The following is a 7,398-nucleotide window of genomic DNA, read 5'->3' as shown; positions in this document are numbered from 1 at the left end:
AGCTTGGCGTTTAACCTAGGCCGTTCACCTGACCCGCTGATCTTGGTTCGTTCCCGGGACAGCAGGGCGGCCGTTCTTCACGCTTCGAGGTGTCGAGCAACGTCGCGCGAAGGAACGGCCGCTGGTGAAGAGTCTCGCCGCTGAACAGTCCTCTGACGCCGCGTTGGGTGTCCTGTCCCACTTTCGTGTCCAGTTCTACGACTGCCTCTACACGCGGGCGGATGCGCTCTTCGAGCTCACCGACGCGGTGCTGTGCTCGGACGGCCCGGTGACGTCGCTGGTCGAGTTGACGCTCACGGCCGAGCACCGGCGTGGGCACGGAGCGATGTACGACGCGGTCAACCACGGCTGGCTGGAACCGCGCCGCCTGCGCAGGCTGCTGGCCTTCACGCCGCTGCCGCGTGCCGCTGACGGGCGGATCGTGCTCGCGGTGGATGTGAGCAACTGGCTGCGTCCTGACGCCCCCACGAGCCCGGAGTTGCTGTTCTGCCACGTCTAGGGGCGAGGCCGCAGCGCGGATCAGTTCATCCCCGGCTGGCCCTACTCCTTCGTCGCCGCGCTGGAGACGGGGCGCACGTCCTGGACGGCCGTGCTGGACGCGATCCGGCTGGGGCCGGCCGACGACGCCACCGCGGTGACCGCCGCCCAGCTGCGCGAGGTGGTCACCAGGCTGGTGCACGCCGGGCAGTGGCGGCCGGGCGATGCGGACATCCTCGTCGTGATGGACACCGGCTACGACGTCACCCGCCTCGCCTACGTCCTGGCCGACCTGCCCGTCGAGCTGGTCGGCCGGCTGCGCTCGGACCGGGTCATACTCCAGGATGCCGGCCCTCGCCGCTCCACCCCTCGTGGCGGGCAGCCCCGCAAGCACGGCGGCGTCCTGACCTTCTCCAAGCCGGAATCCTGGCACACCCCCGACCAGGCCACGGTGTGCGACACCACTCGCTATGGCACGGCCGAGGCCCTCGCCTGGGACCGAATGCATCCCCGCCTGCAGGCTCGTGGCCCCTGGCTCGACCACTGCGGTGAACTTCCCTTGATCCACGGCACGTTGATCCGGCTGAAGGTCGACCACCTGCCTGGCGACCGCGACCCCAAGCCGGTGTGGCTGTGGTCCTCGCGCACCGGCATGACCGGGGAAGACGTCGACCTGCGCTGGCAGGCGTTCCTCCGCAGATTCGATCTTGAACATACCTTCCGGCTGTTCAAGCAGACGCTCGGGTGGACCGTCCCCAAGGTCCGCGATCCGCACACGGCCGACCTGTGGACCTGGCTGATCATCGCCGCCCACACCCAGCTCCGCCTCGCCCGGCCCCTCGCCGAGGACCTCCGCCGTCCCTGGGAACGGCCCGCCGAGCTGCGCCGGCTCACCCCCGCCCGGGTCCGTCGGGGGTTCCGCCACCTCCGCGTGAAGACCGCCCGTCCCGCTGGCGTGCCCCAACCCTCCCGGCCCGGGCCAGGACGCCCACCCGGCTCGAAAAACCGCAGGCCAGCCCCACGTCACGAGCCTGGGAAGACCGTGAAACGAATCGAAACCCTCACCGAACACGTCCGCCTGAAACAGCAGCGAGGATAAAGATCAAGGTAAGAAGCTGTTGTCTTTCCGAACCTGGTCGTCTCATTTCCGCTGGTCAGGCATGGGGTTGATGTCTCGACGGCAGTGATGACACATCGTGTCGTCTTCTCGGTGAAGGTGTCGGGTGCCGTCGGTGATGGGGCTGCTGAAGGAACGGGAGCGTGCTGCCCGGCAGCGGGTGGAGGCGCTGCAGGCCGAGCTGCGGGAGGCGGAGGCGGTGCTGGAGCGTCGGGTGGTGGCGTTGGCGGAGCTGGCTGAGGCCCTGGCCGCGGACACCGTGGTGGAGGAGCCGGTCCGGCCGGAATCGGTGCCGGCCCCGGTGAAGGAGCCGGTGGCCGGGTCGGTGGTCCCTCACTGGCGTGAGGGTGTCACCGCAGGGGTGCTCGCGCCGGAGTACCGGCGGCTGCTGGCCGTGCTGGAGGGGGAGCCGGGCCGGGAGGGGGTGCGGGCGAAGGATCTGGCGGCCCGGCTGGGGCTGGAGCTGGTGCCCGCGAAGATCGAGGGAGTCCGGGTGAGGGCGAAGCGGCTGGTGGCGCGGGGCTGGCTGGCCGAGCAGCGGCCGGGCCTGTTCACCCTGCGGCACCCGACTCGGTGAGCGGGTCGGCGCGGCGGCGGGCGAGACGGCGGCTCATGAGCATGGCCATCGACCACTGCACGACCGCTTCGCTGCTGGCGGGCAGAGCTTCGTAGTCGCGGGCCAGACGGCGGGTGCGCATCAGCCAGCTCAGGGTGCGTTCCACGCACCAGCGCCGGGGCAGCACGGTAAAGCCTTGCGCGTCGTCGCTGCGCCGGACGACTACCAAGGCCAGGCGGAGGGTGGTCCTGGACCAGTCCACCAGGCGGCCCGCGTAACCGCCATCGACCCAGGCCAGCCGGATGCGGCGGTGGCGGGCGAGCAGATGGGGCAGCATCCCGCAGGCGGCGTCCCGGTCGGTGACATTGGCCGGGGTGACCAGCACCATCAGCAGCAGACCGAGGCAATCCACGATCACGTGCCGCTTGCGGCCGTTGATCTGCTTGCCGGCATCGAAGCCGCGGCTGTCGGCGCCGACGACGGCGTCCGCCTTGACCGACTGCGAGTCGATGATCGCCGCGGTCGGCTCCGCGTCCCGGCCCTCGCTGTGGCGGACCCGGCTCCGCAGCCGGTCGTGGAACTCGGCGACCAGGCCGCGCTCGCGCCAGCGGCGGAAGAAGGCATAGACCCGGTCCCACGGCGGGAAATCGGCCGGCATCGCCCGCCACTTGATCCCGTTGTCCACCAGGTAGCGGACCGCATCGATCATCTGCCGGTGGCAGTACGCTTCCGGCTGCCCGCCCCGGCCCTCCAGCCATTCCGGCACCGGCAACAGGTCCCTCACCACCGCCCACTCGGCCTCCGTCATGTCCGACGGGTACGTCGGTCTCCTGTGCGGCCGGTCCGCGGCGTTCCCGAACCGGTGCGCGAGACAGTCACACGACGGGGCAACCGAGTTGGACTCGCCGACCGTCCGGACGGAAGACTGCGACACAGGGCCTCCTGGCGCTCGAAGGACTTCAGCAATCCCGAGCTGGACAGGAGGCCCTGTCTTCATGCCCGCACCGGCTGAAGATCACCCAGTCGAGTCCCCGTGCTCGAACCAATGCTCACCATGATCGATAGAGCAACGGCTTCTTACCACAACACGGATGAAAGCACACAAAATCCCCCTTGGATGGCGGCCCAGCCCGTCCTCCACCACGGCCCACCATCCGCAACGTGATTATTGACGGAGCTGCAACATTCTCCTCTGAAGTGCAACACACCAGATCAGAAGCATGATCACACCAGAGGTAACTCCATCACTCCAGGCCATAGAGACACCTCAAAGCTGTCAATAGAACTGCAGCGCTCAAGGCCAGTCTTCTATCGATGTTGCAACTTGTGCAGACAAGCGACAGGGCGGAAGGGAGGTCACTGGTAGAGGAAGTCCGCTCCCCACACCTGCAGTCCGTCGACCAGGGCGACGGCGGTGTCCGCCGCTTCCCGGAGCTCCGCGGCTGTGCATGCGTCGTAAATGGAGTTGATCGCCTTTGAGTTGTGGTACTCCGCGGCGAGTCGACGGAAGGTGACCGAGGGACGGAAAACAGTATCCGCCGACGCTTGTTCGTCCACGAGCTCCGCGGGAAGCCCGCAGTACGTCTCCGACGTGATGAAGCATGCCCAGTCGACCAGTTTGCGTGTCGACCACACATCGTGTGCGACGCGGTCGAGGAGCAGCGGACGGCAGTGGGGGTCAGGGCATTCGTCCACCGTCGCGTAGAACAGCTGGTCCACCAGGGCAGTGTCAACCCTGATCCCAACCGGGTACAACTCGGACGGCGGCACGAACTGCCGCTGCCGACGGCGGACCGTGGCTGCACTGTGTACATGGTCAGCGCCGATCACCATTCTTTCCACGGACTCCTTCAGCAGGCTCATTCCCCCGGCATCACAGTTCATCGTCGCGCGCCCTGGTTCACAGCGGCCGCAAAACGGCGAACACGCCACACAACGGTAGATCTTCTAGTAGGGGGCGGAGCTTCGAAGGGTGGTGTGGCACCGTGTGCAGCGGGAGTGGGTGAAGCCCGGTCCCCGGGGACGGCGATGTATGGGGTGCCCTGTAGTAGTTATCGCGCCTGGGAGTGCAGTCCGCTGGCGAGGTCGTCCTGGACCATGTCGTCTCGCTCAGCCGGCGTGAGCCACTGGGCGGATGAGCCGGCGGCGGTCCGCTCCACCCACAGCACATCATCGACGGCCTCGGCGACGGCGTGCAGGTGGCTGATCACCATCACCAAGCGGTCACCTCCGGCCTGGGCGCGCAGTACCTCCAGTGCCAGGTCCAAGGCGGTGGTGTCGAGAGCGGCGAAGCCCTCGTCGAGGAAGAGGGAGCCGAGCGCCGGCCCACTGCGGGAATACAGTTCGGCAAGCGCCAAGGCCAGGGCGAGAGACGCCATGAACTTCTCCCCTCCTGACAAACGATTCGGGTGGTGGGCGACCCCGGAGCTGCGGCTGATGATGTCGAAATCGTCTGCGAAACCGAATCGGCCGTCGGACATCTGCCCGAGCAGGTCGCTGGCGACGCCGAGCAGTGCGCGGGTTCGCAGTGTGGTGAGGTGGCCCAGGAACTTGGCGTCGACCAGTTCGCGGCGTAGTACTTCGAGAGCTTCATAGCGGGCTTCGCCTGCGGTGATGGCGAAGTCCAGGTCAGCGGCCGGCTTGATCAGGTCCTGTGCTTCTCGTTGTCTGCAGCGCTGGTCTTCGGCTTCCTTGGTTGCCTGCCCGGCTGCGGCAACGAGGGGGTGAAGTGATGTGGGTGTGGTGAGGTCGGCTGGGACGTCGAAGGTGTCGATATCGGTGAGCGCGGCTGCATGCTCGGCGAGGCGGGTTTCGGCGGCGAATGCGCGTTCTGTCGCCGCGGCGGCTCGCTCGGTGAGTTTGTCGCCGAGTGCTGAGGTCGTCGCCGAGAGGGCGGTGGCGTAGTGGCGGACCTCGGCGATCGTCGGCTGGGTGGGAGCCTCTGGCAGCGCTGGCCGGTCGGCCTCCTCGAGTCGGGTGCGAGCTTGGTCTGCGGCCTGGGCCCACGCGTCGAGGTTGTCACGCAGCCTTTCGAGGGGGCGTTCCAGGTGGACGCGGGTGTCGTGGTCGAGCGTGCGCTGATCGGCGAGCACCGCGGTCTTCTCCGTTCGGGCTGTTTCCCTCTGGTCGAGCAACTCTTGGAGCTCGGCCTGCCGGGCGTTGACGGCTGTGGTGGCGGCGTCCGTCTGTCCGACGACGATGTCGATCGGGTTGTGTGGCAGCATCGCCCGGATGCGTGCGGGAAGCATGCCGATGTCGGCGGCGGTCCTTGTCACGGCCCGGGCATGCCGCTCTTGAGCTGCGGATGCATCTCTTTTGTCGCGGTCATGCGCTTTCTTACGTTCTGCCAGTGTTTTGCAGTCCGCTTCGATTCCAGCGGTGCGGCGGTGCTCCTCGGCCTGCAGCTTTTCGGCGTGTGCGGCGGCCGCGTGTTCGCATGCGGCGATGGCGTGGGTGATCACTGCGGTGTCCTGCTCGGGGTGCTGCTGGTGCGGTGATGCGGTGGTGCTGGCGGCGGGGGCGGCCAAGGCAGTGGTAGCGGCGGTCAGCCTTGCTGAGGCTGACCGGGCGTCGAAGTCCGTGCCTGCCTCGGTGGCCAGCGCCTCCAGGCTTCGGAAGGCTCGTTCCGCTGTCTGGGTCGTCTCCTGCGCCGTCTGCTGTGCGCTTTGGTGCTCGTAGTCGCGTTCGAGCACCGCTTTATCGGCGGCGGTTACGGTGGCGCGGGCTTCGGCGCGCAGGTCGACGGCCCTGTCGTGTGCGCTCTTGGCCTGCTCTCGTCGCGTGTTCGCCTCGGCCAGCTCATCCGCGTCGGCCGGTGCGGGGTGGAAATCGACCGGGAGCTGCCGGCGGCATACAGGGCAGTCGTCGCCGCGGTGGAGGTCGGCGGCGATCGCGGCTGCCTTTTTCCGCAACCGCAGCGCCTCCAGATGTGTCTCGGCCGCGATGAGATCTTTGTGGGCCGCAGATGCCTCGTCCTCCACCGGGCCGAGGTCTTTATGCGCGGATTCCTGCCGGTCCACTGCAGTGGCATGGGCGCGCGCGGTGTCAGCGACGCGCCGGGCCGCCGAGAGGGCCGCGTCCAACGCGGTGCGGACAGCTGTGCTGCACGTACGGATCTGCTTGCTGGTCTCGGCGGCGGCACGGGCTTCCTCTACCGTTGCTTCGACGCGGGCGGCCCGTTCGGCAAGTTCCGCGTCCGCCGCGGCGATGGCGTCGCTTTCGTCGTCGAGTTGTGTGGTTCGGGAGACCAGCCGGTCGCGTTCGTCTCGGTGTTCCTCGGCGGTTTCCGCGAGGGTCTTCAGCAGCAGTGCGGCCTGGGCAAGGGCGTCCTGGCCTTCCCCTTGCTTTTCCGCCGCGGTGATCGCTCCGGTCAGTTCCGTTTCCCTGGCCGCAGCCTGCTCGGCGCGCCGGTTGAGGAGATCACGCTGTGTGGTGAGGTCGGTGGCGGCGCACTCGAGGACGTCGAGAACGGTGCCGGCGTCGGTCACCTGGCACGCTGCCAGGCTCTGACAAGCGCTGGTGGCTGCCGCCGCGGTGTCCCGGGCTTGCGAGATCTCTTCCTGCAGCGCCGTGATACGGACGATGGCGGTGTCCAGACGTTCGGCCTGGGCTGTGGCCGCGTCGGCGGCCGCACCGGCTGCGGCGGCCGTCTCCTGCGGGTTGTCCGGCATGGGGGCCCGCTTGGCTTTCGCATCACCCAGGAGTTTCTGGAGCGTGCGGCCATGGCGGGCGGCCAGGTTCCGCACTGCTTCCAATGATTCGGCACCGAACAGCTCACGGAGCCGTTCGCTGCGCTCCTTGGGAGCGGCGGTGAGGAGCTGGTCGAACTTGCCCTGCGGGAGCAGCCCGACCCGCAGGAAGGTGTCGTAGCTCATCTGCAGCACCGTCTTGATGCGGTTGTCGACGGCCGTGGCGCCGTCGGTCTCCTCGCCGGTGTCCAGGTTTTTCAGGTGGTGTCGGCCCGCGTTCGGGTTGGTGGCGTGCATGGTGCGGTGGACGCGCCAGTTCTGCCCATCATGGACGAAGGTGAGTTCGACGCTCATGGCCTGTGCGCCGTCGGCGATGAGCTGCCGGGGTTCCCTGGCGTCCCAGGAGCTCTTGCGGAACAGGGCGAAGGCGATGGCGTCGAGCAGGCTGCTCTTTCCGGCGCCGGTGTCGCCGAGGACCGCGACCAGGCTCTTGCCGGTGAAGTCGATGGTGGCCTCGGTGGGGTAGCTGCGGAATCCGGTGAGAGTGAGTGTCATCGGTT

Annotated in this window: 4 protein-coding genes and 1 pseudogene; 2 read left to right on the top strand and 3 right to left on the bottom strand. The window is 68.0% G+C overall.

Features of this window, described 5'->3' with window-relative positions:
• The first annotated feature begins 124 nt into the window (after positions 1-124).
• Together CUT44_RS13030 and CUT44_RS32735 are read left to right on the top strand one after the other, a co-directional pair.
• A pseudogene (locus CUT44_RS13030) lies at positions 125-1,576 on the top strand (NF041680 family putative transposase).
• Positions 1,577-1,700: 124 nt separating this feature from the next.
• A complete protein-coding gene (locus tag CUT44_RS32735) occupies positions 1,701-2,171 on the top strand; it encodes a hypothetical protein (protein WP_146252213.1) in 471 nt (156 codons plus the stop codon).
• Here the strand turns inward: CUT44_RS32735 and CUT44_RS13015 are convergent.
• The 3 genes from CUT44_RS13015 to CUT44_RS13005 all read right to left on the bottom strand — a co-directional run bounded on the left by CUT44_RS13015 (position 2,146) and on the right by CUT44_RS13005 (position 7,393).
• Positions 2,146-2,916 (bottom strand): IS5 family transposase, encoded by a 771-nt coding sequence (locus tag CUT44_RS13015; protein WP_233221382.1) that lies wholly within the window; start codon positions 2,914-2,916, stop codon positions 2,146-2,148. The two genes, CUT44_RS32735 and CUT44_RS13015, sit on opposite strands and share 26 nt — an antisense overlap.
• 590 nt (positions 2,917-3,506) lie before the next feature.
• The gene (locus CUT44_RS13010) at positions 3,507-4,013 is read right to left on the bottom strand and encodes a hypothetical protein (protein WP_100202133.1); all 507 of its coding nucleotides are present in this window, start codon (positions 4,011-4,013) and stop codon (positions 3,507-3,509) included.
• 188 nt (positions 4,014-4,201) lie between these two features.
• On the bottom strand, positions 4,202-7,393 hold the full coding sequence (locus tag CUT44_RS13005) for an AAA family ATPase (RefSeq protein ID WP_233221381.1): 3,192 nt from the start codon (positions 7,391-7,393) through the stop codon (positions 4,202-4,204).
• Positions 7,394-7,398: the final 5 nt, after the last annotated feature.

Source organism: Streptomyces carminius, assembly GCF_002794255.1.
In the GTDB taxonomy this organism is placed as follows: Bacteria; Actinomycetota; Actinomycetes; order Streptomycetales; family Streptomycetaceae; genus Streptomyces; species Streptomyces carminius.
The sequence above is the reverse complement of the archived record's forward strand: the minus strand, read 5'-3'. Positions and strand labels throughout refer to the sequence as shown.

Excerpts from the sequence above, each read along its gene's own strand:
- CUT44_RS13010 (WP_100202133.1), bottom strand. The coding sequence starts at position 4,013 with ATGAGCCTGCTGAAGGAGTCCGTGGAAAGAATGGTGATCGGCGCTGAC.
- CUT44_RS13005 (WP_233221381.1), bottom strand. The coding sequence starts at position 7,393 with ATGACACTCACTCTCACCGGATTCCGCAGCTACCCCACCGAGGCCACC.